We start from the raw sequence: 16,359 nt of genomic DNA, 5'->3' as shown, positions 1-16,359 counted from the left end.
TTAGTTCTTATCCCACCATAGCGGCGTGGTAACTTTATCTTCACCGCCAAGCAGTCCCACAGCTTTCTCTACCTCTTCTCCATTGGTCTCTTTCTCAGAATCCAAAAAGGTAATTCTTCTTATCCATTGGGTTGTTGTATTGGTTATATCAGGATTTTCTGAATTGGCTACAGGGTAAAGCTTTAGTACATGGCTCCTTCTATAATCCGCCCAACCTTCCATCCCATCGGGGAACAATGCCAGCCATTTTTGAGTAGCAATCTGTTCTTTTTGCACATCAGGATCTGTTCCAAACTTAACTGGAATATTTGTCATTGCAGGGGAGTTCAAAAAATCATTTGGAGCAACCGGAGTTGCCGTACTGTTGGTATATGCAGTAATAACTGTATTGTCCGTAACTCCCCACTGCTTAAGTGAGTTAGCAATGCCTGCTTCATATAGTTCTTTTGCAGTTCCATTCATATTCCAGCCCATCAAAGCGCCTTCGGCCCGTAAAAAATAGGCCTCAGCGGTTGGCATTATATTTTGTGGCGTTTCAAGGTGAGTACCGTCTCCTCCGAAGGCGGGAGAAGACCACCTTTTACCCACATGAGAATTGTTATCTGGTTTGTTCGCGTTTACTTCTAACTGAGCAGCCGTTAATCCATTTCTTAATCCTTCGTACGTACCTGTATTTTTTGCAGGTGAAAAATAAACAGGCATTCTTGGATCGTTGTAACCCTTTAATACCGATTCCATAGAAGCGCTCATGCGAAATTCGTTCCAGTCGGACATTATAGATAATCCATTGCCATCATCACCTTTGGTTGATCGTGCAATTAGCGCATCATCATCCGGGCTGGTAGTCAGAACACCATCCGCTACTGCGGCTTCTGCTTCTGTTTTAGCCCTTGGAGGATCCACTTTTGAGATTCTCATTGCCAGGCGTAAACGAAGCGTACTTGCAAATTTTATCCACTTCGCTACATTGCCCCCATATACCAAATCGTAAGAACCGTAAGGAGTTTCTCCTGTTTTGCTTTTTAAAACATTTACTGCATCTGCTAAACGTTTCAAAAAGTCATCGTAAATTTTATCCTGGCTATCATAAGGAACTGAATTACCTGGCAGTCCTGCATTAAAATAAGGAATAGGTCCCCAGTAATCAGTAACCTTGTGAAACACATATACCCACCAAATATTTGCCAATGCATATTCAGCGGAGCCGGGATCGGTGTTTTCAAAAATACTTTGCAATTGTGGCATCACATCTGTGTACATAGGTCTGAAAGCAGCACCTACCCAGTCCTGACGTATGAATAAACGGTCTGACGGGAAATAGGTGGCTGTGCAGGCAAAATACTGGGCATATTGATCAGAGAAAAGATTTTGAGCCACCTGGTAATTCCATTGGCTATTTGTACCAATTGACTGCGCTTTGGAAAAAAGGAAAGGAAGTTCGGCAGGACCGATAATAGCAACACTGTTTTGGTCAGTGTTGATTTCCTCATATTTTTTTGTGCAGGAAAAAGCTACTAATAATAAAACTGATATGCCGACCACCTGCATTTTCCCCGCTAAATTTTTAAATCGTTTCATATTTAAATGTTTTAATATTCAGGTTTTAGAATGTAAGTTTTAGATCAAAACCTACTGTTCGGGTAGCAGGTAAAGTACCATATTCAACACCCTGGAAATTTCCATTACCTAAGCTCATGTCGGGGTCAAACCACATGGTGCGCTTTCCTAAACCGGGTATATCTAACTTCGATTTGCCTCTGTACAACCATGCCACATTACGTGCTACTGCGGATATCCGTGCATTCTTAATAAAGAAGGCTGAGCCTACGGGAATGTCATATCCTATGGAAAGTTCTCTAATTCTGAAGTTCGTTGCGTCATAGGCAAAAAACTCTCCATTGCCATAACGTTTTCCGGAAGCTATTTGCCAAAATTGCTGAGATGTAATAGCTTGATTAACAGGTTGACCGGATGCATCAACGCCACCCAGGTTCAACCCTCCTTCGCGGTACCGGCCCGTAACTTCAGGTATGCCGCTAAATGCAAGGTTCATTTCGGTACCCGACACCATCACACCGCCTGCACGTCCGTCAAGTAACAGTCTTAAAGAAAACCTTTTATACTCAAAGGAATTACTGAATCCAATCGTTGCTTTAGGATTGAAGTTTCCTATTGATCCCCTGTCTGCAGTTATAGAAGGAGTTCCATCAGCCTTAACTACAAATTGACCTTTGGCATTCCTTTCCCACAAGTAGGATATCATATCCCCGTAATGCCCGCCTTCTTCTGCAATAGGAGTGGCAGACCGCCCATAGCCACCACCCAGGTAGAATATTTTAACATTTTCGTCAAGTTTTTTGATTTTATTGGTATTCATTCCCAGGTTAAATACAACATCCCAACTAAAGTTCTTTGTTTTAATTGGGGCTCCGGTAACTACAAATTCAAACCCTGAATTCTGGATATCACCTGCATTAATGTACTGGTTAGCATATCCCGTGGCAACAGGAAGATCCACCTGCAATAACTGGTTAGTAGAATTACTTTTATAATAAGTAGCGGTAAAACCAATGCGGTTATTGATAAATCGCGCTTCTATTCCAAACTCGAGGTTTTTTACAATTTCCGGCTTTAACCCCGGAATGGGCAGTGTTGAACTGCGTGTTAAAAAACCGTTACCTGCACCTTGTGAATAGCTATAGGTGCTTAACCGTATCTGGGATCTGCCTCCATTGCCTACAGATGCATAATTTGCACTTGCCTTTAAAAATGATATCGCCGAAGGCAATTGCATTAAGTCAGAAAGAATTACCGAAGCACCTATAGACGGATAACTAAAAGAATAGGGACTTGGTAACGGAGAGGCCCAATCGTTTCGCAAACTCGCATCTAAAAAAATCGCATCTTTAAAAGAAAAGTTTAATTGTCCGAAAACAGATTGCGTTTGTGTTTCTGACGAACTTGATGAAATTGCGGGGCTTGTAGCATAATTGAGACTAAATTTGTTGGTCACATTCAAACCATCGGCTGTATTATTAACCTCATTATATTGTCCGTCCTGGTAAATAGCACCCACCCGATATTCTATTTTCAAATCTTTGGTAATCTCGTTATTCCCTTCCAACATTACATCAAACCATTTTTGGGTTGTTGTAATTTTTCGCTGTCCGTAATATCCGCCTACTTTGCCAGCCCAAAGTTTCGTTCCCGTTGCATATTGCGACTCACCGCGATCGAATATGCGGTCTAAATTTGCCCTGCCTTGTAAACTTAACCAATCCGTAATTTTATATTTAGCGGTAATAAATCCCATTATCCTGTCTCTTACTTCGTTGATGGCTGTATTGTTAATCATCCAGTACGGATTTTGATATATAGCTTCCAATGTCGCCGGCCATGGGGTTGGTTCAGCTATCCCGACATTGTTGGTCATTTCATATTGTTCGGCTTCTGCAGTACTTACATTACGGGGTATCTGGTAAATGTCAATAGTAGGCGCATTTTCCTCTCCCGTCCGGGGCCTGTTGTGAATGGATTGTGCTATATACGTGACTTTAGCATCCGTAGAAAATCGCTTACCTATTTGATTGGTTAAACGAAGATTTACTGTATGACGGAGCAAATCATTCTTAGGTATTATACCCTGAATGCTGTTATTGGTATACGACAAATAAGTTTGCATTTTCTCAGAACCACCAGTTACACCGATTGAGTTATTTAAACTGGTACCTGTCCTGAAGAAATTTTTAATATTATTAGGTTGGGCATCGTAGGTTGCCTGTTCGCCTAAATGATTGGTATAATCTTGTCCGGTCATTTTAAGTCCCCAGCTATCTCCTAAATCCACTTCCAATGCACCGCCGGAACCTGCTCTTGCCTGCCCATACTCATTTTGAACTTTGGGAAGTGATGTAGCCTGCTCAAACACTGCACCAGAGTTTACCGTTACCGCTATTTTACCTTCTTTCCCTTTTTTGGTTGTAATAACGATCACCCCATTGCCCGCTGCACTTCCATATAAAGCAGCCGCAGAAGCGCCACGCAATACGGTTACAGATTCAATATCATCAGGATTAATATTGGACGCGCCATCAGACCCCTGCACACTTCCAAAATCACTTCCTGCGGCGCCATTTGTACCATTGGTAATAGGTACACCATCTACCACAATTAATGCATTGTTATTGCCTTGCAGGGAACGATTTCCTCTCAGTACAATTCTTGCGCCGCTGCCCGGCCCACCAGATCCCTGGGATATAGTTGCATTGGCAATTTTACCCTGGAAAGAATTGAGCACATTGTTGGCATCCCTTACTTCTGTAAGCGTTGAGGGTTTAACGGTTTGAGTAGCATAAACAAGCGTCTTCGCTTCACGGGTAATACCCAATGCCGTTACCACCACTTCACTCAATTGTTGCGAATCTTCAGATAATTCAACCGATACACTGGTTGCGTTTGCTGCTACTGCTACTTCTTTAGGCAGGAAGCCGACAGAAGTAATAACTAAAGTAACCGCTCCGGAAGGTACTGAAAGCGAAAAGCTGCCATCCGTTGACGTTGTAGTTGCCTGCGAAGTTCCTTTAACGGTAATGGTAGCGCCAATTACATTAGCCTGATCACCGGAATGGGTGACCTTTCCTGTAATCGTTCTGTTTTGTGCAAAAAGAAGGAGTGTAAACAAAGAGAAGAAACACGTTAAAAGAAATTTTAACTTGCTCATAAGCTATGCAATTTTGGAGTAAGATGAATTATGAAATCTTTGTTAAATTTACTAAAAATCCAAATACGTAGTTTCACTTATCCAAAATATAACGCAAACGGTTGCCTACAAATAATGGCTAAAACTTCCATAAGGAAGCGGTTATTATAGTAATATCACACAATAAAAAACCCCTCTGCAAATAATTGCAAAGGGGTATTTTATTATTGAACAATAATAATATTAAAAGTTCGGTCCGCCGGTATCCCACCACAAACGGGTAGCGATATCATCTTTCGCGCCGGGCCCCATTTTAGATACGGCGTCGGCAACACCCTCGGCGTTACCGGTTCTTTCGGAATTAACAAAAGGCATCCTCTTAATCCATTGATCTGCTGGAATAACTCCCCAATCCGGGCTGCTGTCGTTTTTAGCAACATGCGGAATTTTAGGATAGCCGGTCCTCCTGAAATCTACCCAGGCTTCCAATGAATTGGTGTAATTGTTGATCCATTTCTGAGTAATGATCTTTTCTAATTTCACTTCGTTGTTATCCGCGTCGTTCCAGGCAACGGTTACCGTGGAGAGAGATGTAAAATTATTCCTCGCATCCAATGGATCAACATAATTCCACGGCTTACTGGTGTTATCTGCCAGGTAAGCGTCAACACCGCTTGCACCCCAATCTGCGAAGGATAGTTTTACGCCATTTTCGTAGTTTTCTTTTGCGTCACCGGCGCCCGCCCAATTCCTGAGTGCCGCTTCAGCCTTGAGAAAACTTACTTCGGCCGCGGTAAAGGCCCTCCTTTTCTGCACCGTTTGGAAATCCGTAGATATCCTTGAGAATGGAACTCTGTCGATTTTAGCAGCTACATAAGCGCCATTGCGTATGCCTTTATACGGAAAACTTGGATGATCGGCGTAATGAGTGGGGTTATCGGCCACAGAGAAAAATTTTTCTACTCTCTTGTCCTTTAAACCACCCAGGAAAGACTCCATTACTGCACCCATTCTTGTATCATCCCACTCGAAGCAAATAACTGCAAAAGGGATCTTTTGGCCCAACAATGCAACATTAAAGTTGTCAGCATTGGCTTCTATCAATCCCGCCGGATCGCTCATTGCCTTTTCTCCCTGCGTTTTAGCCACGTCCGGAGCTACTTTTGAAATACGGATGGCTAATCGCAGCCTCAGGGAATTCACAAGCTTCATCCACGCGGTAATCTCCCCTTTATAAGATGGATCGAATTTCGCAAAACCTTTATAGCCCGTGTTTGCTGCAAACTCCGCCTGTATGGCATCTAACTCAGTAAAAAACTGGTTGTACAAATCTGATTCTTTGTCGTAGAGAATTGAACTTTCGGTGGTCCCGTAGTTGGAATAGATAACCGGACCGTGATAGGCTGTTAGTTTAGATACCGAAAGAATTCTTATCAACTTTGCCCACGTTGCAAAAAGTGGCAGGTTGTTATCTTCTGCCAACTGGATGACTTGTTTTGCGGGAGACATTACACTACCGTATACGCGGTCCCAGTAAACATTCCAACGTACATAATAGGTGGTGTTGTTTACGTTACCCACAAAAGGGGTAGGAGTTTGCAAATGCCCCATCCAGGAATCGTGGCAAAGGTCTTCTTCAATCTGGTGCCCGAAAAGATTAAATAACAAACCTGAAAACGGCGAGCCTACCAGGTTAAAGTCCTGCTTGAGCAACTCATCAGATATCTGATTCGGATCTGTATTGATGCGTTCAAAATTCTTGGTACAGGATCCGAAGATGCTCAGTATCAGTATTGCGCTAATTATTTTTTTCATACTAATGATTTTAAAAAATATTAGAAAGTAAGTCTAAAGTTGATTCCGTATGACCTTGTTGGCGGAACACTGAAAACGTCGTTCGACTGCATGGAATTGCCAGTGCTCATCGCTTGCTCGGGATCATAGGGGGCCTTTTTGTAGAAGAAAAATAAATTTCTTCCAATCAAAGAAACGGAAGCATCTTTAACTACGCCGTTGCTGTTTCTGATGGGTACATTATAACCAAGAACCAATTGAGCTAACCTCACGTTTGTTCTGGAGAAAACATAAGGTTCCATGATCCTGTTTCTGTCACCAACCGCATCATAATACACTTTAGGATCAATAGAACTTACTTTAGACGATCCCTGTATTGCAAGAATCGGAATAGTACCCGCGTCCCTGGCATCTGCAGTTCTCTGGCTTGCGCCGTAGGCATCAAGGAATGCTTCTGTTTTTGAAAATGCAACTCCTCCAAACTTACCATTAACAAGTACATTGAGGAAGAGGTTTCTATAATTCAGGGAATTGTTCCATCCTAAAAGAAAATCGGGGTTTACATTACCAACTTTTACCATGTTGGCCGCTTTTGTGGGTTTACCCTGATCGTCAAGAATGATTTCTCCCGCATCATTCCTGTTAAATTTAAATATCCACACATCATTGAAAGAACCACCTGCTTTAATAATGGAAGCAAACCCTTCATCATCACCTCCTACCTGGTAGTCAGGATTTGAGGCTATCAGTTCAACAATCTCATTCTTGTTTTGCGACAAGTTGACTGATGTTCTCCATTGGAGATTGGAATTGCTAACTACATCAGCATTCACAGTTAATTCAAAACCTTTATTGGTAATCTTGCCGGCATTTACATAATATCTTGTAAAGCCAGAGCCGGATGGAGCAGCCAAACTGAGGAACTGGTTAGTGCTTACACTATTATAGTATGTAAAGTCAAATCCCAGCCTACCATTAAAAAATCTCATTTCAGCTCCATACTCGTCGCTTTTGATCTTTTCTGGTTTCAAAGTGGTAAAAGGCACCTGCGTATTTCTGTTAATGCCTCCTATTCCATCAGGGGTGCCGGCACCGCCTATCGTATTGTTAGGAGAAACCACGTTAAAAGGCACTTCATTGGCAGTAGTAGTGCGCGAAGCTCTAAGTTTTAAGAAAGAGATTGCGGTTGGCATGGCAAACATTTCGCTGACAATAACGGAAAGACCCACAGAAGGATAAAAATAAGATTGATTGCCCGTCAATGCCAGGGTAGAAGCCCAGTCATTACGGCCAGCCAGATCTAGATACACCATCTCTTTAAACCCCAGAGTCGCGTTGCCGAACAACCCCTGCTTAATGACGGTGCTGCCTGTTTTGTTAAACATCACATTGAATGGGAAGTTAGAAAATGAGAAGAAATTGGGATACTGTAAAGCAGTTGTTCCATTACCAACGTTCATACCATCGTTAAAGGTATTTCTCTGATAACTGGCACCTAAAATTGCCGAAACACTTATTGGACCAAGGGTGTTATTATAGTTTAAAATTCCGTCTGTATAAAGCGACTGGTCTGTATATTTTGAATACGACCAGGTTCCGTTTGGACTAACACTTACTGAATTTCCTGCAGCGGCCCACCGGTTATCAAAAAGTCTGTTGGCATAATCTATATTTCCTCTGGCTTCCAATCTGAGGTGCTCTGTAAGCTCATACGTTGCTTTGGCACTTGCGATTATACGATTTGTTTTGGCCAATTTAGAATTGTTATTGAGCTCCCAAAAAGGATTGTTTTGTTTTTCCTCGGTAGAATACCAGTTCATCCTGTACAAATTCCTGGTGCTGTCAAATATCTGGTAATTCTCCTTATACTGATCAAAATTTCTTTCACGGGCAAACAGGTATAAACCGGTGAGCGGATTGTTATAATATCCTGCACCAGGCCTGTTGCGCGACAATTCGCTTGCCAACATCACATTTGAACTGATCGTTAATTTATCATTCAATAACCGGGTCGATTGATTGAAAGTGATATTATTTCTATTGTATGTATTCGTTGGCACAACCCCTGTAGCATATGTATTTGCATAGGAGAAATACGCCGTTGTTTTGTCATTTCCACCAGCTATCGAAATTGAATTTGTTGCGTTAACTCCGGTTCGGAAAAAGTCTTCGATATAGCCACTTTGGTAATTGCCTTTAGTAGACGACCAGTTGTAGTCCGATCCGTTGTCTGCGCCATATACATATTGAAAATCAGGTAGGCTGGTTACCTGATCAAAAACGGTGCTGGAACTGAAATTAACACTCACTTGCCCTGCTTTTCCTTTTTTTGTAGTGATGATAACCACGCCATTAGCGCCCTGACTCCCATACAATATGGATGCATTCGCGCCTCTGAGAACCGTCATGCTTTCGATGTCTTCGGGGTTTATCGAAGAAAGTCCGTCACCCTGATCATTACCGCCGTATGAGCCGGGCTGTCCTCCTTTATTGTTTACCATGGGAATACCATCAATAACATACAATGGTTCGCTGAGACCAACAAGTGATCTGTTGCCTCTTAATACAGCCTTTGTAGAACCACCTGCCCCCGAAGCACTTGTGGCAATGTTTATCCCGGCCGCCTTTCCACTCAAAGCATCCATAAAATTGATGTTTGACGCTTTTCTGAGTTCATCACCACCGACGGTTTGTGAAGCATAGGTTAGCGCTTTTTTGTCTCGTCTGATACCCAATGCAGTTACAACAACTTCATTCATAGCTGTAGAAGAACCAGCCATTGTAACAGATACATTGTTGTTGTTTGCTTCCACAGTAACTTCTGTTTTTTCAAAACCAATTGAAGAAATTTCTAAAACAACTCTTCCCGATGGTACTGATAGGGTGAATCTCCCATCAATATCGGTTAGCGTTTGAGCGTTAATACCCTTAACTTTTACGGTGGCGGAGGGTATACCCTGGTTGCCAGCATCAGTTACAACCCCGCTTAATTGGCGGTTTTGTGCTAACACAGCATTTGCTATTAACATGAATAGCAGCAGTAATTTAAATCTGGTCATAAGAATCAATTTAGTTTTAGTTAATAAAGACCTGAATTACACATTCTAATAAAAAAGAAGTTATTAGTCGTTTGCTTATTTAGCCTTATATAAAACTATTAAGCCGTATATAGTATGCTTTAGGATCAGTTTCCCTGGTGAGTGGCCTGTGGGAATCTCTTACACTTTAGAGCGATGGCCGTAACTTCAGATGTCAAGCTAAATTAATAACGTTACCAGTTATTGCGAGGGCCTGAATAAAAAAAGTGAGGTGGGAAAAAAATGATACACGTTAAAAGAAGCTTCAACTTGTGTACACATGGCAGTTTTGGTTTAATGTAAATATGAAAATTTACTAAATATAATAAGAAACATAATATAAGTTTCACTTTCGTAAAATAATATACAAAAGATTTGTTAACCCAGGCGTACTTACCAAATATAGGTGCCTGCCGCACCCGGATTCAGAACCGCAGTAAACTGCCGGCCCTTATATTTTATATCGAATTCTTGAGTGGAACCTGCTTCATTTAATACAATCAGTACCATTTTCCCATCTGTATTTTTAAAAGCCACATTAGGCAATGCATTAAGATTATTAGAAGCGATGCGAACAGCCCCGGGACGAACAAATTTGGATGCCTGTGCAATAATATAATAAGCAGGATTACGCGTTACCGTATTACCCTCTATGGTAAGCGCCCCCAAACACTGGGTACAGCCGCCGGGCGTGTGAGGTTCGAGTTTGGTATCGGCAGCAAGGTTCCACTCCAGCGCCACCCTGCACCAATTGCGCATGGACCCTATAATTATATTTTTAATGTGCCAGTTCAGATCAGTTTTTAAATTACCGGGTGCTCCTATCCACTGCTCCGTAAAGTAAAGATGCTTATCCGGGTAGGCATTGTGCAACTGCGCTAAAGTATCAATATTGCCTCCATACAAATGAAAGGCGGCGCCATCCACATATTGGGCTGCATCTGCGTCCTTATAAATAGTAACCGGGTAATCGGGCCTGTCTGCATTGTGGTCGTACACTATAATTTTAGTATTGATACCGGCCGCTTTAAATGCCGGGCCAAGACTTTGTTTTATAAAAACAGCCTGGTCTTCTGCCTCCATCAGTAAACTGGGGTTATTGCCGGGGTGCAGCGGTTCGTTTTGAACAGTAATGGCATCAATGGTTATACCTTCCGCCTTCATGGCCAGAACATATTTTACAAAATACCAGGCATAGGCATCGTAATATTTGGCCTGTAAACTGCCGCCTTTTGAATTATTGTTGGTTTTCATCCATGCTGGTGGCGACCAGGGTGAACCTAATATTTTAATAGCAGGATTAATTGTCAATATTTCTTTTAATACCGGAATGAGATGTTCCCTGTGGGGCGCTATACTGAATTTTTCCATCTGCTCGTCTGTTTGGCCTGCAGGCAAATCATCGTACGAAAACACATTGGCATCCAGATCGGAGGCGCCAATGCTTACGCGCAGGTAGCTAACCCCTATATTGTTGCCATCCGTTGCAAATAATTCTTTTAGTATGGCAGCCCGGCCTGCGGCATCCATATTATGGAGGTGCATGGCGCTTCCTCCCGTTAAGGTATACCCGAAGCCGTCAACATTTTGAAAGGTTTGCGCATCATCCACATCAATAACAGCATTTGTATCCGATATGGCATCTGCAAATACCAAAGGTGCTGGCTGTTCTTTAAAAAGTATACCGGCATCCGGGTCTGTAAGCCACACGGTTACTTCGTTTTTTATCGTATCCTTATTGCTTCTGTTTTGCTCACCAGGATTTGTTTTACAGCCCGAAGCCATTATTAATAGCAGCATACAATGCAGAAACAGTTTGGCCATATTTTATCTTTTAATAAAGATAGTCGTTTAAATTGGGCAAATATTTACCATTAAAACCTGTCAGGTCTGCCAGGCACGGGACCTTGCCGCAGACCTTGCAGGTCAGTAGCCCGGGTTTTGCGTAAGCCTCGGGTTACGGTCTATTTCATTTTGCGGAACCGGGTACAAAAGCCGGAACTGTTGTATAGGATAATTCAACGGTTCATTATTTGCTTTTTTAGCGTTTTGCATTACGGCAAGTGTTCGGCCGGTACGCTGCAGATCGAACCAACGGTAACCTTCAAATGCCAGTTCTAACTGGCGCTCTTTTTCAATAGCCAGCCGCAGATCTGCCTGCGTGGTGGCAGTAGTATTAGCTAAACCTGCCCTGTTCCGGATCTTATTCAAATAAAACTGTGCGCCGGAAACATCATCCAACTGGTTAAGTTCGGTTAATGCCTCTGCCTTTAACAAAAGTATATCGGCAAAACGGTAAATAATAAAATTACTTATATCTCCGCCACGTACTTTATTGATCAATGGAAGGTTATTCATCGGCCAATAAGGATCAACCCATTGCCCCGAATAATCAACCCACTGTATTGAACTGTTGAACCGCACATCATCCCCTTCTGCTTCAAAAGCCCTTACCAGGTCGTGTGAAGGCGTATTGAATTTCGGCCAGCCGCCACCGATATACATGTCTTTAATCCATAAACCATAGGTTCCGCTTCCCCAGCCTTCATAGGTGATCTCCCAGATAGACTCTGAAGAATTTTTATGCTGCCCGTCAAATAAAAAATCATAATCAGGCAGTAAGGTATACCCATCTGCTATTACAGCATCACAATACTGATTTACTTTATCCCAGTCGTGGGGTTCAATGGTAGCATACACTTTAGCGAGCATGGTATTAACTATACCTTTGCTTATAATTTGTTTCAATGGTACTTCGTTAACGTTGCGCACGTTGGTAAGGGCATACTCCAGGTCAACAATAATACTGTCATATACAACAGCCACAGGTGCTCGGGGTATAGCAACCGATTCAAAGATGGTTTTTGTGTTGGTAGTAACGATAGGTTGCAGTATCAAAGGCACATCTCCCCACAAGCGAACCAGCTCAAAATAATTAATAGCTCTTAAAGCCCTCGCTTCGCCCAGGATCTGGTTTCGTCTTTCCGGAGGTAAAGCCGCATCGGTAGCTTTTGATACTTTATCAATGGTTTCGTTCAGTTTGCCAATAGAAGTATATAACCTGCTCCAGTTCCTTTCTACATTGCCATTTAACGAATTGGTTGTAAACAGATCAATGGCATGATTGGCAGGATTATCACTACCTGCATATGCGTTATCAGCCATTGCATCGCCATTGGTCGTACGGTCAAAAGCCCAGTATTCTTCGCCGTCCCAGTACATATCATTGTATGCCCCGCTTAATAACTGTTCGGCCTCTGCAGCGGTAATGCTTCCACCGGAATTTGGATCATCTATCGTAGAGGCATCAATTTCTCCAATAGGTTTTTTGTCAAGTATTTTGCTGCAACCGGTAACGAACAGAGCCATTATCACCATTATGCAGCTAAAGTTTAATAATTTTTTTTTCATCTTTATTTTTTTAAATAATTGTTGCGAACAATTATTATTAAAGAATAGGATTGCGATTCTAAAATGTTACATTCAGTCCAATAATAAATGCCTTAGACTGCGGATACGCGCCATAATCAATTCCCTGCGCAATATTTTTTACATTGCTGTTACCATCATTTCCATAAGTACTTACTTCAGGATCGAAGCCGGTGTATTTGGTGAAGGTTAAAACATTCTGACCGGTTACATATAACGAGGCATTGCTGATCGCCATTCGCCTGAGAAAATCACTGTTGAGACGATAGGAAAGCGTAATGGCTTTCAGGCGCAAATACGAACCATCTTCTAAGAACCGGTTTGAAATATACGTATTAGCAACATCATTGCGAATTGCTTTGGGAACATCTGTAATATCGCCGGGATTTTTCCACCTGTTTAATACGGTGGTTGTTTGATTGCGGGAATCATACATGCCCTCCGTTTCTATTCTTGCCCCATTAAATATCTGGTTACCCTGTGATCCCTGGAAAAAAACAGAAAGATCAAAGTTTTTGAAAGTTACCGTATTGGTCATGCCATAAATAAAGTCGGGTTGTGCATTCCCGATAAAAGTACGGTCGCCGGGATTGATCTCCTCATTTTTATCCCTGTCTTCATACATCACATTGCCTGTTTGCGGATCAATACCGGTTGCCACGTACCCGTAAAAAGAACCCAAAGGATAACCGGCCTTCACCAAAGAAGCATTGCCCCGCTGATAAATATCTCCTGCGGGTATTTGCACATTCGGATCATCGCCGAGGTTCAACACTTTATTCCGGTTGAAGCCCATATTGAAATCGGTATTCCAGTTCCAGCTTTTACCTTTTATATTTTGGGTTGAAATATTGAACTCAAATCCTTTGTTCTCCATGTCGCCCACATTTAACGAAATATAATCCAACCCCGAAGTAGTGGGAATAGGCATACGCACCAGCACATCTTTGGTTTTTTTCTGGTACCAGTCTGCTGTAACTGCAATACGGGAATCTAAGAATGTTACATCCAGTCCTACATTTACAGAAGTTGTTTTTTCCCATGTAAGGCTGGGATTAGCAAAATTAACAAGTGTAAGATCGCCCGTAACCGGGTTTTTATAATACCGTTTCATGTAATCATAATTACCAATGCCTTCCTGGTTTCCGTTCATACCCCATCCTGCACGCAATTTCAACTCCTGGACATTGTTTACGTTTTCAAAAAAACTTTCGGAAGAAATGCGCCAGCCGGCAGAGAATGACGGGAATATACCCGTTCTGTTGTTTTCAGGAAACTTTGAAGAAGCATCCGCGCGAAGATTGCCGGTAAATAAATAACGGCTATCGTAATCGTAGGTTATGCGCGCTATGCCCGACACCAATCCCCATTCTGTTGCATACCCGGTGGTATCGGGTTTGTTGCGCGAATGCGATAAAATATAATCAATGCCCTTGGCGGCTGTGTCGCGTCCAAACTTGCCGGTATTAATGCTTGAAGGATCGTACCGGGATGTTTGCGTGGTAAAGCCAGCCAACGCTGAAAAATTATGTAATCCCAACCGCTTTGTGTAGGTGAGTGTTTGTTCTGTTAGCCATACCGTTTCTTTTGATTTTGTTCGTCCGGCAGTACCTTCCTGCTGGCGGCCGTAAATGGTAAGAAACGGGTCGAGGATATTATAATTATATCCGTCTGTATAATCCAGTCCTAGAAGGGATTTGAATGTTAGCCCGGGCATCAGTCTTATTTCAGCACTGAAATTTCCAAGAAAACGATTGTCCCTGGCATGTGATTCAGAACCATCAATAGTGCCAAGGGGATTTTCCCAGCCCGAATTGGGATTAATGCCTATTGTGCCATCAGGAGCATATTTGGGAACAGTAAAAGGCGTGGTAAGCGCTGATAATACAACACCGCCCCGGGATGAACTTGCATTATCCGTCACATCCCGGCTTACTGCGTTGGAAAAACTAAGGTTGGTGGAAAGCGTTAACCAGGAAGTTGTTTTGTGCGTTAAATTAGCGCGCCCGGTAAATCGTTTAAAATAAGCCGGTTTGATCATCCCGGTTTGATCCATATATCCTAAAGAAAAATATTGTCTGAACTTATCCGTGCCACCTGAAAGGGATAGCTGATAATTTTGTTCCACGCCTGTGCGAAAAACCTCATCAGGCCAATTAACATTGTTTGCGGCTACCACCTCATCCGTAATTATATTATCGTTATATGCTTCATTGATTAATGCCTGGTATTGTTTTCCGTTTAATACATCCAATGTATGCGTAGGTTTGGAAAACCCCACATAGGCATTCAATCCCAGTTTCATTTTTTTACCACTTCCTTTTTTTGTGGTAATCAATACTACACCATTGGCTGCCCTTGCGCCATATATAGCAGCCGAAGAAGCATCTTTTAAAATAGACATGGTTTCAATATCGGTGGGATTGATAGAACTGATGTCTGTAGTAGGCACACCATCTACTACATACAGCGGATCGTTTCCCGCACTGATAGAATTGGCGCCACGTATGCGAACGGTCATCCCAACACCCGGCTTGCCCGAAGGCTGCACCACCTGCACACCTGCGGCTTTACCCTGTATGGCCTGAGCGGCATTAATAATCGGACGGTCAGCAATGTCTTTAGCAGAAACAGTAGAAACGGCTCCTGTTATATTCTTTTTACTCTGGCTTCCATATCCTACCACTATAATCTGGTCTAATTGTTTTTCCGATGGCGTTAATTGTACATCTATTACATTCCTGCCCTTTACTTCCATTTCCAAATCGTTATATCCTATATACGAGAATATCAATACGGCATTTTCTTCGGCAGTAATGGAATAGCTGCCATTGTTATCCGTAGCCGTTCCGGTGGTAGTATTTTTAATCTGCACTGTAACTCCTGCCAGGGGCTCACTATTGGCTCCGTTTACTCTACCGGTGATGCGTACAGGCTGGTTTTGCATGGTGGCCGATAATACCACCACCAGGTTATTATCCAATAGTTTATAAGTGAGATCTGTATTGGAAAATAGTGTTGCCAATGTTTCATCAAGCGAGGCATTAACCACCTTAATGTCAATTTTTTTCTTCAGGTCCGTCAGATCATAATTATATAAAAATCTGAACTGCCCCTCTTTTTCAATTTTGTGAATAACTTTGGCAATCGCTGTTTTTTGAAGTGTAAGGGTAATATTTCCCTGACTATACACTTTGGCCTGCAAATGGCTAAAACTAAGTATGATCATCAAAAAAGACAGTTTCATAACTATCAGCAATTTAATAAGGGAAGGAACAGTTGCATAGCTTCGCGGAGCCCTGTTTTTTTTCATACATTTATGCTTTAAGGTTAATAAAATAGGAAACCTTACCACATGCC

The 16,359-nt window shown here is 42.2% G+C and carries 7 protein-coding genes; all 7 read right to left on the bottom strand.

Annotated elements, in window-relative coordinates:
• The 7 genes from FRX45_RS07440 to FRX45_RS07410 all read right to left on the bottom strand — a co-directional run bounded on the left by FRX45_RS07440 (position 1) and on the right by FRX45_RS07410 (position 16,312).
• Positions 1-1,578 (bottom strand): SusD/RagB family nutrient-binding outer membrane lipoprotein, encoded by a 1,578-nt coding sequence (locus tag FRX45_RS07440; RefSeq protein ID WP_193311616.1) that lies wholly within the window; start codon positions 1,576-1,578, stop codon positions 1-3.
• A 25-nt stretch (positions 1,579-1,603) separates the two neighbouring features.
• Positions 1,604-4,720, bottom strand: coding sequence for a SusC/RagA family TonB-linked outer membrane protein (locus FRX45_RS07435; protein ID WP_152267774.1), 3,117 nt, complete (start codon positions 4,718-4,720; stop codon positions 1,604-1,606).
• 222 nt (positions 4,721-4,942) lie between these two features.
• Positions 4,943-6,514, bottom strand: a complete 1,572-nt coding sequence (locus tag FRX45_RS07430) for a SusD/RagB family nutrient-binding outer membrane lipoprotein (protein ID WP_152267773.1) — start codon at positions 6,512-6,514, stop codon at positions 4,943-4,945.
• 20 nt (positions 6,515-6,534) lie between these two features.
• The gene (locus FRX45_RS07425) at positions 6,535-9,552 is read right to left on the bottom strand and encodes a SusC/RagA family TonB-linked outer membrane protein (protein WP_152267772.1); all 3,018 of its coding nucleotides are present in this window, start codon (positions 9,550-9,552) and stop codon (positions 6,535-6,537) included.
• 411 nt (positions 9,553-9,963) lie between these two features.
• Complete coding sequence (locus FRX45_RS07420; RefSeq protein WP_152267771.1) at positions 9,964-11,394, bottom strand: glycoside hydrolase family 30 protein; 1,431 nt, start codon at positions 11,392-11,394, stop codon at positions 9,964-9,966.
• A 102-nt stretch (positions 11,395-11,496) separates the two neighbouring features.
• Complete coding sequence (locus FRX45_RS07415) at positions 11,497-12,981, bottom strand: RagB/SusD family nutrient uptake outer membrane protein (RefSeq protein ID WP_152267770.1); 1,485 nt, start codon at positions 12,979-12,981, stop codon at positions 11,497-11,499.
• A 58-nt stretch (positions 12,982-13,039) separates the two neighbouring features.
• On the bottom strand, positions 13,040-16,312 hold the full coding sequence (locus FRX45_RS07410; protein ID WP_152267769.1) for a TonB-dependent receptor: 3,273 nt from the start codon (positions 16,310-16,312) through the stop codon (positions 13,040-13,042).
• Positions 16,313-16,359: the final 47 nt, after the last annotated feature.

Origin of the sequence: Agriterribacter humi, from assembly GCF_009192765.1 — a bacterium.
In the GTDB taxonomy this organism is placed as follows: Bacteria; Bacteroidota; Bacteroidia; order Chitinophagales; family Chitinophagaceae; genus Agriterribacter; species Agriterribacter humi.
Note: the sequence above shows the minus strand (reverse complement) of the source record. Positions and strands in the feature narration are given on the sequence as shown.

Excerpts from the sequence above, each read along its gene's own strand:
- FRX45_RS07440 (WP_193311616.1), bottom strand. The coding sequence starts at position 1,578 with ATGAAACGATTTAAAAATTTAGCGGGGAAAATGCAGGTGGTCGGCATA.
- FRX45_RS07435 (WP_152267774.1), bottom strand. The coding sequence starts at position 4,720 with ATGAGCAAGTTAAAATTTCTTTTAACGTGTTTCTTCTCTTTGTTTACA.
- FRX45_RS07430 (WP_152267773.1), bottom strand. The coding sequence starts at position 6,514 with ATGAAAAAAATAATTAGCGCAATACTGATACTGAGCATCTTCGGATCC.
- FRX45_RS07425 (WP_152267772.1), bottom strand. The coding sequence starts at position 9,552 with ATGACCAGATTTAAATTACTGCTGCTATTCATGTTAATAGCAAATGCT.
- FRX45_RS07420 (WP_152267771.1), bottom strand. The coding sequence starts at position 11,394 with ATGGCCAAACTGTTTCTGCATTGTATGCTGCTATTAATAATGGCTTCG.
- FRX45_RS07415 (WP_152267770.1), bottom strand. The coding sequence starts at position 12,981 with ATGAAAAAAAAATTATTAAACTTTAGCTGCATAATGGTGATAATGGCT.
- FRX45_RS07410 (WP_152267769.1), bottom strand. The coding sequence starts at position 16,312 with ATGAAAAAAAACAGGGCTCCGCGAAGCTATGCAACTGTTCCTTCCCTT.